Origin of the sequence: Propionispora sp. 2/2-37 (assembly GCF_001298735.1) — a bacterium.
Taxonomy (GTDB): Bacteria; Bacillota; Negativicutes; order Propionisporales; family Propionisporaceae; genus Propionispora.
Genome location: NZ_CYSP01000009.1, coordinates 16193 through 32481, shown reverse-complemented (window position 1 = coordinate 32481; position 16289 = coordinate 16193). Strand labels below are relative to the sequence as shown.

General features: G+C 44.6%; 20 protein-coding genes. All 20 read right to left on the bottom strand.

Translation table 11 applies throughout. From position 1 onward, the window contains the following. Positions 1–16: 16 nt before the first annotated feature. The gene (flhB, locus tag P22_RS10850; protein ID WP_082378469.1) at positions 17–1165 is read right to left on the bottom strand and encodes a flagellar biosynthesis protein FlhB; all 1149 of its coding nucleotides are present in this window, start codon (positions 1163–1165) and stop codon (positions 17–19) included. After that, complete coding sequence (fliR, locus tag P22_RS10845; protein ID WP_054260262.1) at positions 1119–1898, bottom strand: flagellar biosynthetic protein FliR; 780 nt, start codon at positions 1896–1898, stop codon at positions 1119–1121. The genes flhB and fliR overlap by 47 nt, the downstream gene beginning before the upstream one ends. A gap of 69 nt (positions 1899–1967) precedes the next feature. Further along, entirely contained in the window at positions 1968–2237 is a 270-nt protein-coding gene (gene fliQ, locus P22_RS10840; RefSeq protein WP_054260261.1) for a flagellar biosynthesis protein FliQ, read from the bottom strand. A gap of 23 nt (positions 2238–2260) precedes the next feature. Beyond that, positions 2261–3010 carry a flagellar type III secretion system pore protein FliP gene (fliP, locus tag P22_RS10835; protein ID WP_156318940.1) on the bottom strand — a complete coding sequence of 250 codons (750 nt, stop codon included), beginning with the start codon at positions 3008–3010 and terminating at the stop codon, positions 2261–2263. A gap of 26 nt (positions 3011–3036) precedes the next feature. After that, positions 3037–3579, bottom strand: coding sequence for a FliO/MopB family protein (locus P22_RS10830; RefSeq protein ID WP_069972809.1), 543 nt, complete (start codon positions 3577–3579; stop codon positions 3037–3039). Then, positions 3579–3941 carry a response regulator gene (locus P22_RS10825; protein ID WP_054260258.1) on the bottom strand — a complete coding sequence of 121 codons (363 nt, stop codon included), beginning with the start codon at positions 3939–3941 and terminating at the stop codon, positions 3579–3581. The genes P22_RS10830 and P22_RS10825 overlap by 1 nt, the downstream gene beginning before the upstream one ends. 66 nt (positions 3942–4007) lie before the next feature. Then, entirely contained in the window at positions 4008–5150 is a 1143-nt protein-coding gene (gene fliY, locus P22_RS10820) for a flagellar motor switch phosphatase FliY (RefSeq protein WP_054260257.1), read from the bottom strand. Beyond that, positions 5143–6144, bottom strand: a complete 1002-nt coding sequence (gene fliM, locus P22_RS10815) for a flagellar motor switch protein FliM (protein ID WP_054260256.1) — start codon at positions 6142–6144, stop codon at positions 5143–5145. The genes fliY and fliM overlap by 8 nt, the downstream gene beginning before the upstream one ends. A 50-nt stretch (positions 6145–6194) precedes the next feature. Next, entirely contained in the window at positions 6195–6677 is a 483-nt protein-coding gene (gene fliL, locus P22_RS10810) for a flagellar basal body-associated FliL family protein (protein WP_054260255.1), read from the bottom strand. Between the two features lie 219 nt (positions 6678–6896). Continuing rightward, positions 6897–7094: a flagellar FlbD family protein gene (locus P22_RS10805; RefSeq protein ID WP_054260254.1), complete on the bottom strand. Its 198-nt coding sequence runs from the start codon at positions 7092–7094 to the stop codon at positions 6897–6899. A 67-nt stretch (positions 7095–7161) separates the two neighbouring features. After that, positions 7162–8793, bottom strand: a complete 1632-nt coding sequence (locus P22_RS10800; protein WP_054260253.1) for a flagellar hook protein FlgE — start codon at positions 8791–8793, stop codon at positions 7162–7164. Positions 8794–8885: 92 nt separating this feature from the next. Then, positions 8886–9272 carry a TIGR02530 family flagellar biosynthesis protein gene (locus P22_RS10795; protein ID WP_054260252.1) on the bottom strand — a complete coding sequence of 129 codons (387 nt, stop codon included), beginning with the start codon at positions 9270–9272 and terminating at the stop codon, positions 8886–8888. Positions 9273–9304: 32 nt separating this feature from the next. Further along, positions 9305–9928 carry a flagellar hook capping FlgD N-terminal domain-containing protein gene (locus P22_RS10790; protein ID WP_054260251.1) on the bottom strand — a complete coding sequence of 208 codons (624 nt, stop codon included), beginning with the start codon at positions 9926–9928 and terminating at the stop codon, positions 9305–9307. A gap of 15 nt (positions 9929–9943) precedes the next feature. After that, a complete protein-coding gene (locus P22_RS10785) occupies positions 9944–11416 on the bottom strand; it encodes a flagellar hook-length control protein FliK (protein ID WP_054260250.1) in 1473 nt (490 codons plus the stop codon). Between the two features lie 38 nt (positions 11417–11454). Then, positions 11455–12105 (bottom strand): MotE family protein, encoded by a 651-nt coding sequence (locus P22_RS10780; RefSeq protein WP_172675837.1) that lies wholly within the window; start codon positions 12103–12105, stop codon positions 11455–11457. A 36-nt stretch (positions 12106–12141) separates the two neighbouring features. Next, a complete protein-coding gene (locus P22_RS10775; RefSeq protein WP_054260248.1) occupies positions 12142–12699 on the bottom strand; it encodes a lytic transglycosylase domain-containing protein in 558 nt (185 codons plus the stop codon). 5 nt (positions 12700–12704) lie between these two features. Beyond that, complete coding sequence (gene fliJ / locus P22_RS10770) at positions 12705–13154, bottom strand: flagellar export protein FliJ (protein WP_054260247.1); 450 nt, start codon at positions 13152–13154, stop codon at positions 12705–12707. Positions 13155–13175: 21 nt separating this feature from the next. Next, positions 13176–14489, bottom strand: a complete 1314-nt coding sequence (gene fliI, locus P22_RS10765) for a flagellar protein export ATPase FliI (RefSeq protein ID WP_054260246.1) — start codon at positions 14487–14489, stop codon at positions 13176–13178. Continuing rightward, positions 14486–15265 carry a FliH/SctL family protein gene (locus tag P22_RS10760; RefSeq protein WP_054260245.1) on the bottom strand — a complete coding sequence of 260 codons (780 nt, stop codon included), beginning with the start codon at positions 15263–15265 and terminating at the stop codon, positions 14486–14488. The genes fliI and P22_RS10760 overlap by 4 nt, the downstream gene beginning before the upstream one ends. Then, positions 15258–16268: a flagellar motor switch protein FliG gene (gene fliG, locus P22_RS10755; RefSeq protein ID WP_054260244.1), complete on the bottom strand. Its 1011-nt coding sequence runs from the start codon at positions 16266–16268 to the stop codon at positions 15258–15260. The genes P22_RS10760 and fliG overlap by 8 nt, the downstream gene beginning before the upstream one ends. Positions 16269–16289 lie beyond the last annotated feature (21 nt).

Here is a 16289-nt window from a genome sequence, read left to right as displayed (position 1 = left end):
CACAATTACATTGTGCTCACGAAAGACGTTTTTTCAATTTATACACATAGGCAAGAACTTCAGCAACCGCCTGATATAAATCTTGCGGAATGATTTCACCGATCTCGGTAGCACTAAAAAGAGTTCGTGCCAAAGGCTTATTTTCAACAATAGCAACATGGTGCTCCTTTGCTATCTCTTTAATACGCTGCGCCAGCAAATCCTGCCCTTTGGCAATAACCATGGGTGCCGGCATTTCTTTATCATATTTCAATGCAACCGCATAGTGAGTAGGATTAGTGACCACCACATCGGCATGGGGAATCTCCTGCATCATACGCCGCATGGCCATAGCACGCTGACGTTCCCTGATTTTACCTTTAATCTGCGGATTGCCTTCCGACTGTTTAAACTCCTCCTTTACCTCATGTTTGGTCATTTTAAGATTATTTTTATATTCCCAGCCTTGATAGAAATAGTCCAGAGCAGCCAGAATCAGCATAACCGCAGAAATTTGATAAACCAGATTCAGCACCAGACTGGCAACAACCTGCAGCGAATCAAGAAGATCGGCACTCACAAGCTGAGGCACCTGCAAGGTTTCCCTGGCAGCAAAGCGATAAATAAAATAGCCGATAATCGCAACCTTACAGCATGATTTAAACAATTCGGCCAGTGACCGTTTGGAAAAAATCTTTTGCAAAGCTTTAGCCGGATTAAAGTTAATTTTATCCAGCGAGGGCATCAACGGCTGCAGAGAAAACAAAAAACCAACCTGCACATAATTAACGGCCAGCGCCGTAATCATAATAATCAGCATAATAGGAAAACAGGTTCTTACAAACACCATACTAGCTTCCATAAAAAGATGCTGAAGTGAATTAACTGTAAAATCCGCCGTAGAATATGAAAAAAGTAAAATCATAAACCCCGTAAGTTCAGAATATATATGAGTCCCAAAAGCTTTAAGAGCCAAGAACGCCACCATGATAATAAAAACAGAATTAATCTCCATGCTTTTGGCAATCTGCCCTTTATCCCGGGCTTCTTGCTGACGTTTGGCTGTAGGGTCCTCTGTTTTTTCTTCATTAAAAAACTGCAGGTCTAGCTCACTAAGTCTATAACTGTCCTGCCCGCCTTTAGGACAAATTGGACAAGATACGGTAGATATCGCTGTACATTCCATTAAACGCCACTTCCAGAAATAAAATATAAAACGGCAAAGCCAACGATAACACAAAAACACCAATAATGATTTTACCTGGAATACCCACAACAAAAATATTCATCTGCGGCATGGTTCTTGCTAAGATCCCTAGCGCTATATCCATAAGCAGTAAGGCCACAATAACGGGTATACAGATTTTAAACGCTATGACAAAACTCTGGCTGATGATATCAACAAAAATATCGGCCAGGGTATTGTGTAAAATAACCTGTGTTAACGGTATCATTTTAAAACTGGAAAAAAGTGCCGCCAATAATACATGATGTCCGTTAATTGCCAAAAAGATCAATAAAGCCAAAATATACTTAAAATTACCGACAAGAGGGATTTGTTGCCCATTCGTTGGATCGATTGTATTGACAATTCCAAAACCAATTTGCATATCAAGTAAATGTCCGGACATCTGTACCGTATAAAAAACCATAGAACTAACAAAGCCTAAAAGCAAGCCTACGACAAATTCCTTTAGTACCAGCAGTGAATAGGGTAAAATTGCATCCGGAATCTGAATATCAGTGTTAAAAAAAAGAGGAAATAAAATATAGGTCAAAGCCAGCGCCAATCCTGCTTTAGCATAAACCGGGAGATTCCGGCTGCCAAATACCGGCGCCGTGACAAACATTCCGCTAACGCGCGTGAAAATCAGTAAAAACACACCTAACTGACCTTCCATCATTGAAAAAATGTCCAACTGTTATTACCACCCCGGCGAAGAATCATGAAACCCTGTCAAGCACAAATTCCTGACAGGGGAATGCCGTCACCGAATAATGTTCGGCATACTGACAATAATTTCACGTGTATAATCAATCATCAAACTAAGCATCCAGGGGCCAAAAACCAAAATAGCAACAAAAATAGCAACAATTTTGGGAATAAAAGCAAGGGTTTGTTCCTGAATCTGTGTCGTAGCCTGAAAAATACTGACAAGAACTCCTACCAAAAGTCCAAGTCCCAGCATAGGAGCAGAAATCATCAACACCATATATAACGCATCCCGTCCAATCTGTATTGTCAGGTCACTAGACATATACATCGCCACTCCCAGCCCATTTATTTAAAACTAGCAATTAAAGATCGAACTACTAGATGCCAGCCGTCCACCAATATAAACAACATGATCTTAAAAGGAAGCGAAATCATGGCCGGAGGCACCATCATCATCCCCATGGCCATCAGCGTACTGGCAACTACCATATCAATAACAATAAACGGTATATACAATAAAAATCCAATTTGAAAAGCTGTTTTCAACTCGCTGATAATAAAAGCCGGTATCAGTGTAGTGGTCGGTACATCCTCCGGCGAACTTGGACGTTCACCTTCCGATAAATTTACAAACAATGCCAGATCATTTTCGCGAGTCTGCTTAAACATAAACTCCCGCATTGGTTTAGCGGCCTCTTCCATAGCAACAGTCTGAGTAATCTGTCCTGCTAAATAGGGCTGCAGAGAGTTCCTGTTCATTTGATCAATATAAGGCGACATGGTAAAAAAGGTTAAAAACAAAGCCAAGCCAACCAGAACCTGGTTGGGCGGCATCTGTTGCGTGGCCAGGGCACTCCTCAAGAAAGATAATACTACGATGATACGAGTAAACGAAGTCATCATAATTAATATCGAAGGTGCTATGGATAAAATCGTCAGCATAAACAACAGTTGCAGGCTAAGTGCCACATCCTGCGGATTATCAGCTGAATTCACACCAATATTTACACTAGGAAAAGGTACCAGGGGAGCTGCCGAGCCTACTGAGAAAGAAACAGCCGTTACGGTTAGTCCCGCCAATACGATGATTATTATCTTTTTTGCATATTTTGACACTTTCCCTACCTCTTCCCACGGTCATTATCCTGACGAGAGCCAAAAACTCCAGGAAACTTGTGTGTCATCTGCTGCAAAGAGGTAAGCTGTTTTTGCAATAAGGTCTCAAACTGACTTGCGGGCATGGCGTCAGACATATTTTTAAGCTTTGCAATTTCCTCTTCAGCTGTAATTTCCTGCAATAACGCAATCGCATGATCTGTGACGCCGAGTACAAGAACTTTACCCGCAATCTCGACAACATAAATTCCCCGGTTGCCCCCAAGAGGTATTGTCCGTAAAACCTGTCCGCCAGAAGCTGCGGATACTTTTCCCATCTTTTGTCCCACAAAGCGCGAAGCAAAATATGCCAGCAGCAAAACAACCGCAAAAGTGATCAATAAAGAAAAAACATAGGCTACGGAAGAGACCCATGACACCTCCGGCGGCTTAGGATCCTGATATTGTAAGTAAGCTCTGCTTGAATCCTCAGCCAAAACAGTTTCCGGCAATATCGCAGCGACAAAACAGACAAGCAGCAATAAAAACAATGTTCTTCTAAACATCATTAACCAATAGCTTTACGGACCGCTTCCAATACACGATCAGGCTGAAACGGTTTTACAATGAAATCCCGTGCACCGGACTGAATTGCTTCTATAACCATCGCTTGTTGTCCCATAGCGCTGCACATAATCACTTTTGCATTGGGATCCAGCTTTTTAATTTCTTTTACGGCTGTGATACCATCCATTTCGGGCATGGTAATATCCATAGTTGTAAGATCAGGATGTAGTTCCTGCCACTTTTCCACAGCTTTCAATCCATTTTCTGCTTCGCCGACAATTTCATAACCGTTTTTCGATAAAATATCTTTAATCATCATTCTCATAAACGCCGCGTCATCTACAACCAATACCTTTGTTGCCATGTGTAAATCTCTCCTAACTTAAAATTAAATAATAACCATGATAAGTACATCATATTATCGATTATCCTATTGAAGACTCGTTGCACGTTCTAAAGGACTGATGATATCCGTAATGCGCACACCAAAATTTTCGTCAATTACCACTACTTCACCCTTGGCAATCAATTTGCCATTGGCCAAAATATCTACTGGCTCTCCTGCCAGTTTATCCAATTCCACAACAGCCCCCGGTGCCAGGTCTAAAATATCCCGGATCAATTTACGTGTCCGCCCCAACTCCACAGTGACTTGTAAAGGCACATCCAGAAGCAACCCGATATTCGTGTCACCCGCTGTGATACCCTGTGGCTGCAAAGGAGCAAACTGCACCGGCTGAACAGGCACATTGGAAGCAATAACTTGTTTAGGGGCAGCACCTGCCGCTTGTTGCGCATAAGCCACTGCCGGCTGGCTTTGTACCGGCGCAGCAGCTGTGGGAGCTGCCTGTGCTGTCTGTTTGGTTTCATTCGAAGCAGCTGTTGCTGCCGGAGGATGCACCGCATTCATAAGATTATCCACCATCTCCCTTGCAACATCTAACGGCAGAATCTGCATAATTTCACTGTCAATTAAATTCTCCACTTCCATACGAAAGGCAACCCGTACAATATGATCATCATTCGAAGCAATATCGCTTATATTTTTACTGGTTGCAAAATCCACTAAATTCACTACCGGAGGCGAAATATCAATTTTTTTCTTAAATATGGTAGACATGGAGGTGGCAACCGAACCCATCATTTGATTCATAGCCTCGCCGACCGCACTCATGTAAAGTTCACTCAGTTCGGACGGAGGATTAGTCCCATCGTTGCCCATCATCAAGTCCGCAATAATCAGCGAATCGTTTTCCCTGACTGCTAACAGATTTGTACCGGCAATTCCCTGAGTGTAGCCGACTTCGACGACTAAATACGGCAAGGGATACTGGTTTTGTATTTCTCCCAGCGAAGAAATAGATACTCTAGGAGTCGTGATAGAAACACGCCTTCCCAATAAAATCGACAAAGAAGTGGCAGCACTCCCCATAGAAATATTGCCAATCTCGCCCAGAGCGTCCCTTTCTATATCCGTCAAATCCCTAGTTTGTTGCGGCGCAGGAGATGAAGCCGTATCGCCGCCCTTTAGCAAGGCGTCAATTTCTTCTTGCGAAAGAAAACTATCATTCATTTTCATCATCTCCCTCTAACAATTTTTGAGTTATTTGTATGGCAAGCTTGCTCCCGGAAACACCAGGCTTACATCTGAATTTTCTCCTTTGCCCAATATGCAGCAATAGATCCGCATTAGCTTTAGCATCTAGCTGGACCACATCCCCCACACTCAATCCCAGAAGTTCTTGAACGGTAATGACCGTACTGCCAAGTTCAACAATGAGCGGGATATATGTCCTTTCCAGTTTGCGCTGCAAAGAATTAATGTGTTCGGGCAACGACTGCCGGCTGGACGATGAGGACACCCAAAAGGTTGTTGTAAGTTTCGACATAATCGGTTCCAGTACCAGATATGGGATGCAGATATTGATCAGGCCTTCTGATTGACCAATTTTAGTCTGGAAGGTAATAATAACTACCATATCATTAGGTGGAACAATTTGAGTAAATTGCGGGTTTGTCTCAATAACTTCCAAACGGGGCTCAATAGCAATCACTTGTTTCCATGCTTCCTGGAAATTCTCCAGCGCTTTGTTTATCACCCGTTTGGTAATTGCTTCTTCAATGTCGGTCAATGCCCGTGGCTTACCGGATGGTTGCCCTGTCCCGCCAAAAAGCCGGTCAATAATGGAAAAAATAATATTGGGATTAATCTCCAGTATAACATTCCCTTTGAGCGGACGCATTTGAAAAACACTGATAACACTAGGATTAGGAAGGGAACGAATAAATTCTTCATAAGTCAGCTGATCTACCGAAGCTACGTCAATATGAACCAGTGTTCGCAAATGTGTAGAAAGATAGGTATTGAGAAGACGGGCGAAATTTTCATGCAACATATTCAGCGTACGAATCTGATCTTTGGAAAACTTATCCGGGCGCCTAAAATCATACACTTTTATTTTTTTCTGTTTTTGCTCTGTTTGAATATCTTCAGCCGATACAACGCCTGTGGACAAAGCAGATAACAGATCGTCTATTTCCGACTGGCTTAACACATCTCCTGCCAAGTTTCCCCCTCCTTCTGCCGCTAACAATTTTTCAATAAACTATGCCGCCGTTACTGCAAAACAAAATTCGTTATATACACATCATACACACGGTCTTCACCTAACGTCTTATTGACTTCGTTTTTGATTACTTCCTTCAACTGTTCCTGTTTTTGAGGTTCAAAATCCTCAATTTTCTGTGACCGCAAAACTTGTACTGCGGCATCCAAAATTTTTACTTCACTGGGCGAAAGGCTCTTTCCTTCTGTTGGTGCTTCACTCTTTTCAGGTTTCACTTCTAAAATCAGACCAATCTTTAAAAAACGTCCACTATTGACTCCGCCGATGTTAAGAATCAAACCGTCTTTCGCATCACCAAGTTTGATAAAAGTACCCGGCTCACGATGGGCACTTCTTGTGCCGGCATCTCTGCTGCCACTGTCTGTCACTATCTTCGTAGCAATAAAATAAGAAATACCACCGGCCAGCAATACCCCAAAAACCAGGATACCTATAATCAACGCTATTGGAGTCTTCTTTTTTTCTTCAGCCAACAACCACACCCCCATGAATAATAACCAAAACTTTTTTAATATCTCGACTTAAGAACGGACCCAGTTTTCCGTACTTAAATGAATTTGCATACTTGTCACAATGTGCTACTACAAAATTCTACACTTTCTTATAATTACCTTCTTTGTTTCTGTCCTTTTCCTTCAGAAATTCCCATTAATAAATCTACATCTTCTGTTTACAACATTGACAATCAACCGTTAGCGCATATTCCGGAAAATCGCGCGCCGATACTCCATTACATGCCGGACAATTTCCTCCGGAGATTCTTCCACAATTAGTTTTTTTCCGTTAGTTAACGTGATCACCGTATCCGGTGTGGCTTCAATCGTTTCAATCAGCTCAGCATTTAAGATAAAATCCCTGTCCTGTGACTTTAAACGCGTTACCTTTATCATATCGCTTCCTCCTTGATTTTGATTGGATTAAATTACAGGGGGGATCTTATGTCCCCCCTGTCTTAATTTAACGTTTGAGGTTGGCCAGAATTTCAAGCATTTCATCCGATGTAGTAATAATTTTGGAATTGGCTTGGAAGCCGCGTTGCGTAATAATCATATTACTAAATTCCTGAGACAAATCAACATTGGACATTTCCAGCGCACTGGCCGTAATTTTTCCGAGACCGCCGCTGTCGGCAGTGCCGATTAACGGCTCACCTGAATTATTGGATTGGACGTACATGTTGTCACCGGCTTTAGTCAACCCGCCCGGGTTGCTGAAATTTGCCATGGCAATTTGCGCCAAGACCATTGTTTCGTTATTGCTGAACGTCCCAATAATGGTCCCCGTACCGTCAATGCTTTTCTTTTGCAGCGATCCGGCAGTATACCCATCCTGATCCGCTGCCGCAATGGTAGAGGTAGTGCCCCCATATTGGGTAATCTCAGCCATGCTGCTTCTACTAATTACCATATTCTCTGCTGTGCCCGCCGGTGTTGGAGTAATTGCCAAGTCGGACTGACTTGTCCCGACGGTATAAGGTAAACTAGCCGTTGCTGTAGTACTGCCAGCCAGCGGGGCATTGGATGTGCCAACAGCCAGTGCAATGGCATTCCCTTCAGCTGTAAAAGATGCCGGGGAGAAACTGTATACTCCTGTAGCGTTATCGCAGGTCACCGTACCTGATCCCAAAGACGTGCCTGTAGTGTCGGAAGCATCAATAATCGAATATGACCATACACCGTCTGTCGTACCGGCAACATAGGGCGTCGTATTAGTCAGCGTCATTTTATACTGATGCAAAACTCCATTGGAGTCAAAAGCAGAAAAGTAGGTGGTTCCAACAGAACTTGCTGTATTATCAAGTTGCAGATCAAAGGAAACCGAAGCCGTAGGCACAGCACTTGGTGTAATGTCTCTAATTGAGTCAACAGTTCCATCAGTCTTATAGGTAATGATCCCGTATTGTCCCGCAGTAATAGTTCCATCAGCAACAGAGGTAGAGTAAATCCAGGTATTGTCAGCTGTCTTAATATAACTCTGCGTCACTTTATGTGCATTCCCCAAAGAATCATAAACACTAATCGAAGTCTGTGCCTGAGTTCCAATATTTGCTTTTGCATTTAGGTTGCCACCATAAGTTATACTGGTAGATGCCTTCGGTGGCATTGTAAGATTCGGTGATATTACAATAGCTTCCAAGTCACCGCCTGTATTAATTTTACCAGATGCATCGGCATTCCAGCCCATAACATGATAACCGGTGCTTGTGGATCCCAGATTACCGATCTCATCAAAATCAAAGTTTCCGGCCCGGGTATAGAACTGGTTGGCACCATTACGTACAATAAAAAATCCGTTGCCGGTGATCGCCAAATCGGTCTGCTTTCCTGTTGTTTGCGTACTGCCATCGGTAAAGATGGTATCAATGCTGCCAATTGATGAACCAAGGCCAATTTGCTTGGCATTGGTTCCGCCGGTATTGTCATTGGCACCGGAAGCCCCCTGCAGTGTCTGGCTCAGCATATCCTGAAAGTTGGCCCGGCCAGCCTTAAAACCTATGGTGTTTACATTGGCAATATTATTGCCGATAACATCCATACGTGTCTGGTGATTCTGCAAACCAGACACACCGGAAAAAAGTGAACGCATCATAATTCTTAACCCCCAATTTTTTGCTTACATGTTTTAACCAGTGCTGCCTCCATCATTCGGCAGCTCCGGGGCTTCCTGTAGAGGTCCGGCCCCTAAACAATCACGGCACTGTCTATATTGGTAAAAACATTTTCCTTCATACTGGCTCCATCCATCGCTGTGATGACCGTCTTATTGGCTACGCTGACCACCAACGCCAAATCATTCATCAACACCAGTGATTCCCTGGCTCCTTTTTGGGCGGCTTTATCTACCGCTTGATTCAGTTTTGCTAACCCTTCTTGATCTAACTCAATGTTCCGGCTCTGCATTCGCTGCAGGGCATGCTGCGAAAACTTCACACCGTTCAACTGCTGTGCCAGCATTTGATCGAATGTTGTTTTGTTTCCCTGATTAGTACGTGCCTGCTTGGATTCTGGAGTTGAATAAGAAACAGGAAGGATTGGCTGCTGTGGATAATAGATGCGGGTATCTGTCATAAACAGCTCACCTCCTGAAATATCTGGGCAAACTATGCAATATCGCTTACCTTGGACATAGGAACATTGGTTTGTACGGCAACGGTTTTTACCTTACTCAGATCCAGGACACCTTCAACAGTCTGCTCATTGCCATTGGCGTCAATAGTCGTGGTATCCACAACAATTTGCGGCTGACCATCCACCATACCGGCTTTTGCAACATATCCATGGTATACATTGCCGTCATTATCAGTCCACTGAATGTTTCTTCCGGTAGGATCCGAATAGAATACATACTTGCCGTTACTATCTTTATCCAAGAATGGTTCATTAACCACCAGTTGCGGCTGTCCATTTACTATGGACACTCTTTGTACTACACCGCCGTGAAGCTCAGCATCGTCACCAGTCCACATAACAGTTCGCCCGATCATGCCGTTGGCCTGAGCCGTCAACAAAGATGTATTCATGTTTTGCATCTGCTCCAAGGTGGAAAACTGCGCCATCTGTGCGGCAAATTCCTGATTATCAGTGGGATTCAACGGATCCTGATACCGCAATTGCGTAATCAAAAGCTTCAAAAAATCATCTTTTCCCAAAACACCGTTATCGGAAGAAGTACTTTGGGTTTGAGTCGTCGCCGTAGCACCATTAACTCCGGAAACCGTCGACATATTTGTTCCCCCTCTCTAAATTAAGTAATTGACACCGGAATCACTTTCCAATTGATTGACTTGTGCTTCTTCTATCGTGGCTACCATTTCTTCTTCAACCTTTTTGTTCTTAAATTTCATAACAGGCTGCTGCTGGCTGGTTTGCTGATGTTCACCGGAATGAAACTGACTTAACCCGGCATATACGCCAACGTTGTCCACTTTTAAACCTTGATTGGACATGTCCTGCTTAAGCTGTGCCAGAGAGTTTTCAATAATGCTGCGTACTTCTGCATTATTGGAGTGGAAGGAAGCGCTTACCTGACCATTGTCCACCGCAACCCGCAGTGTCAATTCGCCTAAATGCTCCGGTTTTAGTTTGATAACCATTTCTGAACTGTCAGCTTGGAACGGCTGTTTAATAAGGATGGCCCGTTCTACAATTTGACCGGCAACATCGTATGGATCACTAACGGTTTGACGGGTTGCAGAATGAACTGCACCGTGGTTAACCGACTGTTTAGCCGAATTCCGCAAATCCAATATTCCGGCAAAGTTCGTTGCAGTTTGATTGTCCTGATTAGCTACAACAACCTCTTCAGACAGGTTAGTCTTCTGGTTCAACATAGCAAACCCTTTGGTGTCGTTTTGGCCATCGGCAGCTGTATTGGATACTACATTAATCACGGAAACCGTCTCCACTCCCGGTTCAGACGCATTGAGACTCTGATCTGCTTCCGGCAGTAATTCCCGTTGCACAGGCATAGCGTTTTGAAGCATTTGTGACATCTGTACATTCATCTGACTGACAGGAATCTTTTTAGTATCGGTAGTCGCAGTACTGGAAACAGACTGCTGACTAAGTGCGATCGTTTGCTGCTGTACTGTAGACCGCAAAAGTTCCTGGATCTGTCGGGAAAAATCGGAAAACTGTCGATTAGACGCCATATCCAGTGACAAATTCTCCATTCCCTTTTGCGATAGAGAAAGCGATTGGCTTAAATCCTGATTCGATGTCTGATCCGCTGGAACAGAGTTAAGCATTTGCAGCAGTTTTACAAGATCCTGATTCTGTTGTAAATTGGGCTGCCGATCACTAACCACTTCTGCCCCCCCGGTATTTTGAGATTGATTTACAGTAGGCGGTAATGCGGTACCTACTACCGGGAAAAACTGACTCAACAAAGCAGTGATTTCTTCATGGCTGGACCCATCCTGCTCCATTAAAGCCCCCCCGTTATCAATTCCTTCATCACTGGTTGCCGCAGTTTCCTCCGGCAGCTTTTTCGCTGAAGCATCCTGCAGCGGAAGTTGATTTAACAGTGCCAACTGTGTTAATCCAAGTCCTGCCGTATTGCCGGAAAGAATTTGTCCATCATTTTCACCTGCCGCACTGGTTAAAAATCCGGCAAAGGCTTGCCCTATTCCCTTTCCCGCCGACAGGCCCGACTGACTTCCCGGTTGTACCGCAGCAGGTGTTGCCGGAAGCAGATTAACCAAATTATCCATTTACCATTCACCCCCTTTCTATTAGTTATCATTTATGATTAAAGGACAGTATTAGGCCTGCCTTTAAACATCTGATCGGTTAGTGTTGCAGCACGTTGTGCGCTGAATTTCGCCAAAATCTGAGCAGCCTGATCTGGCTCCATTTTATTTAGAATTGCCAGTACCGTATGATCATCCAGTTCATTCATGATAGCTGCAGCCTCTTCCGGCTTCATATTACTATAATAACCCGCCAATTTTCCGGCCCGTTTTGTCTCTTCCTGCAGCCTGGCTTTTTCCAGCTTTTCCTTGTCCAATACCGTCTGCTGATTCATCCCATTTTGCTGAAGGTTTGGTGCACTGCCGGAAGGCGTTTGTACGGGAGTCTGGGATTGTACCGGTTGTTGTGGCATCGACTGTTCAGAAGATGTTTGCATTGCTGCAGGCTCCTCTTCAGTTGTATTGCCCTCTACCGTTTCAAAATTGGTTCTAGGTTGTTCAAAATATTGGCCAATCAATGGATACTTGTCAAGTCCCCACTGTTTTCCGATGTGCTGTAAATCAAAAATTTTAAAATATACACCTGCTGCAAATGCTGTACCTGCCAACATAATAATCACCAAAGTAAAGGCAGTCCACTTAAAAATACTGACAATTCTTCTTTTCTTGGGTTGAGGCTCCGATGAACCTGTCATCTTCTCTTCAGCCATGATCATTACCTGCCTTCCAAAATGGGAGGGATGCCACTAGCCATGATAAAGTGACAAAACCTTTGACACATAATTTTGAGTTTCCCGATAAGGTGGAACACCGCCATAAGCCTGAACTGCCTGCGGACCGGCATTGTAAGCAGCCAAAGCCTTATTTGTATCACCATGGAACATGTTTAACAAATCCTTCAGATAACGCACCCCGCCATCAATATTCTCCCGCGGGTCCTGGATATCACGCACGCCTAGCGTTTTGGCCGTATCAGGCATCAACTGCATCACGCCGACTGCTCCCGCCGGAGATACCGCCTCCGGCGACAATCCCGATTCGGTTTTTGCTACTGCAAGCGCCAGTTTAGGGTCCACCCCATACTTGCCCGCTGCCAGATAAAGCATTTTTTCAATCTCCGGCGCAGAACCCAAACTATGAAAATCAGTAGTTCCAACAGACTTTGCAGATCGAACGGCAGCAACACTATTTTGCGCATCCTTTAATACGGATGAAAAATCGGCAGTAGGCAGATTTTGCTGAATACCAAACCGCCGTTCGATAGAATGAATGCGTTCTAACACCCCGGTTATTCCAACAACCATGCTTCTCACCTGCTTCCGTGCACAAATATCTGAGTACCTATTTCGTCAAGCTGTTTCTGCTCTTCCCGCAATACTTCCGCCCGGTATTCCTGAACTCTTTTATTTCGCAGATTTTTAACAACCTTATGATTTTTTACTGCTTCTTCCAATGCCTTCATTAATTCCTGGCGTTTTTTTTCCGCTGTTTCCACTTGCTGCTCAGCAGCGGATGTTTCTTCTTTCATCCGGGAAAAATAGCTATTAAACATCATCAAAATATCCACTGTAAGCTTTTTACGCATTTGATAACCCCGGAATTCATCTAACTGAAAAGCAACCTCCGCTTCCAGTTTTGCCAGTGCTTCACGAGCCCTGCGAACCTCATCCAGTGCCTGAGAAAATCGGACCTGGGCTTCTTCTTTTTGCATCTGACGGTATTTCAAAAGTGTTTCCAAACGAAAATGGAATCGCTTCATCGCTACTTACTCCCGGCATTTCTATTGAGACAACTTCATCAAGCAATCTATCGTTTGCTCTATAACAACCTGTTCATGAACTCCCTGTTGCAGGAATTCATTAATGGCACCAATCATCTGGATGGCCCGATCAATATCGGCATTACTGCCACGGGCATAGGCACCAATATTTATTAAGTCCTCGGCTTCCCGATAGGTAGCCAAGGTAGATCTCATTTTTTGAGCTGCTTGATAATGCTCCTGTGTTACAATTTCCATCATAACCCGACTGACACTGGCCAACACATCAATGGCCGGATAATGATTTTGTGCCGCTATGTTTCTCGACAAGACGATATGACCGTCCAAAATACTGCGCACTGCATCGGCAATAGGTTCATTCATATCGTCTCCATCCACCAGAACCGTATAAATCCCAGTGATTGAACCTTGTTCGCCCGGCCCTGACCGTTCCAAGAGCTTAGGCAGCATAGCAAATACAGAAGGAGTATACCCTCGCGTCGCAGGCGGTTCGCCAATTGTCAGTCCGACTTCACGCTGGGCCATGGCAAAGCGGGTAACCGAATCCATCATCAGCATCACACTTTTCCCCTGATCACGAAAATATTCTGCAATCGCTGTAGCCGTCAGCGCCCCTTTTATTCGTACCAACGCCGGCTGATCGGAAGTAGCAACCACTACCACCGAACGTTTTAACCCTTCTTCGCCCAGATCCCGTTCAATAAACTCGCGCACTTCCCTGCCGCGTTCACCAACTAAGGCGATCACGCTAATGTCTGCTTCCGTATTGCGGGCAATCATTCCCAATAGCGTACTCTTGCCAACACCGCTACCTGCCATAATACCGACTCTTTGTCCACTGCCCATTGTCAACAGGCCGTCAATCGTCCTGACCCCTACCGCCAATTTTTCCGTTATGCGGCACCGCGACAACGGTGGCGGCGGCGTAGCCTGCAATGGATATTCTTGTATTCCGCCAATGGGCCCCTTACCGTCAATCGGATTACCCAACCCATCAAGGATTCTTCCTAAAAGCTGGTCGCCAACCTTAACCTTCAAGGGACGATTGGCAGAAACCACTTCACATCCTGGTCCTAGTCCCTGCATCTCTCCTATCGGCATCAGCAATACTCTGTTTTGACGAAATCCCACTACTTCCGCCGGAATAGGAACTTCCTCACCACGGGGAAAAACATAACATAAATCACCCAAGTTAGCATTAGGTCCCTGGGACTCTATAACCAAACCGATAATTTGAACGATTCTACCATTCATTCTAATCGGATCAGCAGCTTCGACAGCCTGTAAATATTTATCGGCACAAAATATAGTCATGGCCGCACATCCTGTAACGCTTTTGTAACCATCTCTAAGCGGACATCCAGCCTTGAATCGACAGTACCGTAAGGCGTATCAATTACACATCCGCCAACCGAAATTGTCTGATCAGCCAATACACTGAGCGCCTCTTCACGACCGAGAATGCTCTGCAGATCACGCCGGGCCTGCATAACCAAATCATAGTCATCCGGGTTGACCCGGATGGTCACCCGTTCCTGATCACGCACCCTGTCGAGTGCTTCCCTGACCACAGGTAAAACAAGCATCGGGTTTTCTTCTATTTCACGCGCCAGTATTTTACTCATGGCCGCTACGATAATATCTACAATTTGCCGTTCTGCATCCAAGACCATCATTTTTGTTTCCGTTTCGGCTATCTCAAGCATTCGCCCTGCTTTCTCAGCGGCAGTATTAATTTGCTCCTGCATCTCAGCCAAACCTGCCTGCCTGCCTTGTTCCAAACCTTCCTGATAGCCCTGCTGCTTTCCCTGCTCTAATCCTTCTTGCTGTGCCTGTTCGCATAATTGCTCAGCCTTTTTCTTGGCTTCACTGATAACTATTTCTGCTTGCTTTTCAGCTTCAAGAAGCTTCTCCTGAATTTGCTGCTCGGCTAATTCTTGCCGTTTTTTTATTTCCTGCTCCTGCTCATCAAAAGGATCCGGAATGCTTTCTTCCTGTTCACACGCCTCTTCCTGGAAAGCATATTGACTATTTCCAATGACGACCGGCAATTGATGAACAACGGAAACTCTTTTAATGATCCTAAGCAATGATCTCGTCCCCTTTGCCGCGTGAAACAATAATTTCACCAGATTCTTCCAAACGACGGATGACATTGACTACCTTTTGCTGCGCTTCCTCGACATCCCGAATTCGTACCGGTCCCATATATTCAATTTCTTCCTTCAGCATTTCCGAAGCCCGTTTCGACATATTTTTATATACCTTACCCGACACTTCTGCGGAAGAAGCCTTCAGAGCCAGCGCCAAATCCTTGGAGTCAATCTCACGCAGCACCAGCTGCAGGGAACGGTCATCCAGCAAGACAATATCTTCGAATACAAACATGCGCCTTTTGATTTCCTCGGCCAGCTCGGGGTTTTGGACTTCCAAATTTTCAATAATAGTCCTTTCTGTCGTACGGTCAACCCGATTCAAGACTTCAACAATCGAATCAACCCCGCCGGCAGCAGTAAAGTCCTGTGTTACCAGAGAAGAAAGTTTTCTTTCCAGAATACGTTCTACGTCTTTTAATATATCCGGCGAGGTCCGGTCCATGGTAGCTATCCTTTTTGCCACATCCACCTGTCGTTCCGGCGGCAGAGCCGAAATGATAGCCGCCGACTGATCAGGAAGCAGATAAGCCATAATCAAGGCAATGGTTTGCGGATGCTCGTTCTGGATGAAATTCAGCAATTGTGCCGGGTCCGTCTTTCGCGCAAAATCAAACGGCCGTATTTGCAAACTTGAAGTCAGGCGATTAATAATGGATACGGCCTTTTCCGCCCCCAGTGCCTTTTCCAGTACCTCCCGGGCGTAATCCAAACCACCGGCAGAAAGATATTCTTTAGCAATTGCCATCTGATGAAACTCTGCAAGAACCTTTTCCTTCTGCTCCTGCGATATCTTTCGCTGACTGGCAATTTCCAAAGTAAGTTTTTCAATTTCATCCTCACGCAAATGCTTAAATATCTGCGCAGATAAATCCGGGCCAAGCGTAATCAACAATACAGCTGCTTTTTGTTTATTGGTTAACTCACTGGACTGATACATTATTGCTTACCTCCCATGTCC

What these genes read in the sequence shown, in the direction of transcription:
- P22_RS10780 (WP_172675837.1), bottom strand. Translation starts at nt 12,105, where the DNA reads ATGGCTGAAGAGAAGATGACAGGTTCATCGGAGCCTCAACCCAAGAAA.
- P22_RS10800 (WP_054260253.1), bottom strand. Translation starts at nt 8,793, where the DNA reads ATGATGCGTTCACTTTTTTCCGGTGTGTCTGGTTTGCAGAATCACCAG.
- flhB (WP_082378469.1), bottom strand. Translation starts at nt 1,165, where the DNA reads ATGGAATGTACAGCGATATCTACCGTATCTTGTCCAATTTGTCCTAAA.
- P22_RS10790 (WP_054260251.1), bottom strand. Translation starts at nt 9,928, where the DNA reads ATGTCGACGGTTTCCGGAGTTAATGGTGCTACGGCGACGACTCAAACC.
- P22_RS10775 (WP_054260248.1), bottom strand. Translation starts at nt 12,699, where the DNA reads ATGGTTGTTGGAATAACCGGGGTGTTAGAACGCATTCATTCTATCGAA.
- P22_RS10825 (WP_054260258.1), bottom strand. Translation starts at nt 3,941, where the DNA reads ATGGCAACAAAGGTATTGGTTGTAGATGACGCGGCGTTTATGAGAATG.
- fliY (WP_054260257.1), bottom strand. Translation starts at nt 5,150, where the DNA reads ATGAATGATAGTTTTCTTTCGCAAGAAGAAATTGACGCCTTGCTAAAG.
- P22_RS10830 (WP_069972809.1), bottom strand. Translation starts at nt 3,579, where the DNA reads ATGATGTTTAGAAGAACATTGTTTTTATTGCTGCTTGTCTGTTTTGTC.
- P22_RS10795 (WP_054260252.1), bottom strand. Translation starts at nt 9,272, where the DNA reads ATGACAGATACCCGCATCTATTATCCACAGCAGCCAATCCTTCCTGTT.
- P22_RS10785 (WP_054260250.1), bottom strand. Translation starts at nt 11,416, where the DNA reads ATGGATAATTTGGTTAATCTGCTTCCGGCAACACCTGCTGCGGTACAA.
- P22_RS10805 (WP_054260254.1), bottom strand. Translation starts at nt 7,094, where the DNA reads ATGATAAAGGTAACGCGTTTAAAGTCACAGGACAGGGATTTTATCTTA.
- fliQ (WP_054260261.1), bottom strand. Translation starts at nt 2,237, where the DNA reads ATGTCTAGTGACCTGACAATACAGATTGGACGGGATGCGTTATATATG.
- fliG (WP_054260244.1), bottom strand. Translation starts at nt 16,268, where the DNA reads ATGTATCAGTCCAGTGAGTTAACCAATAAACAAAAAGCAGCTGTATTG.
- fliI (WP_054260246.1), bottom strand. Translation starts at nt 14,489, where the DNA reads ATGACTATATTTTGTGCCGATAAATATTTACAGGCTGTCGAAGCTGCT.
- fliJ (WP_054260247.1), bottom strand. Translation starts at nt 13,154, where the DNA reads ATGAAGCGATTCCATTTTCGTTTGGAAACACTTTTGAAATACCGTCAG.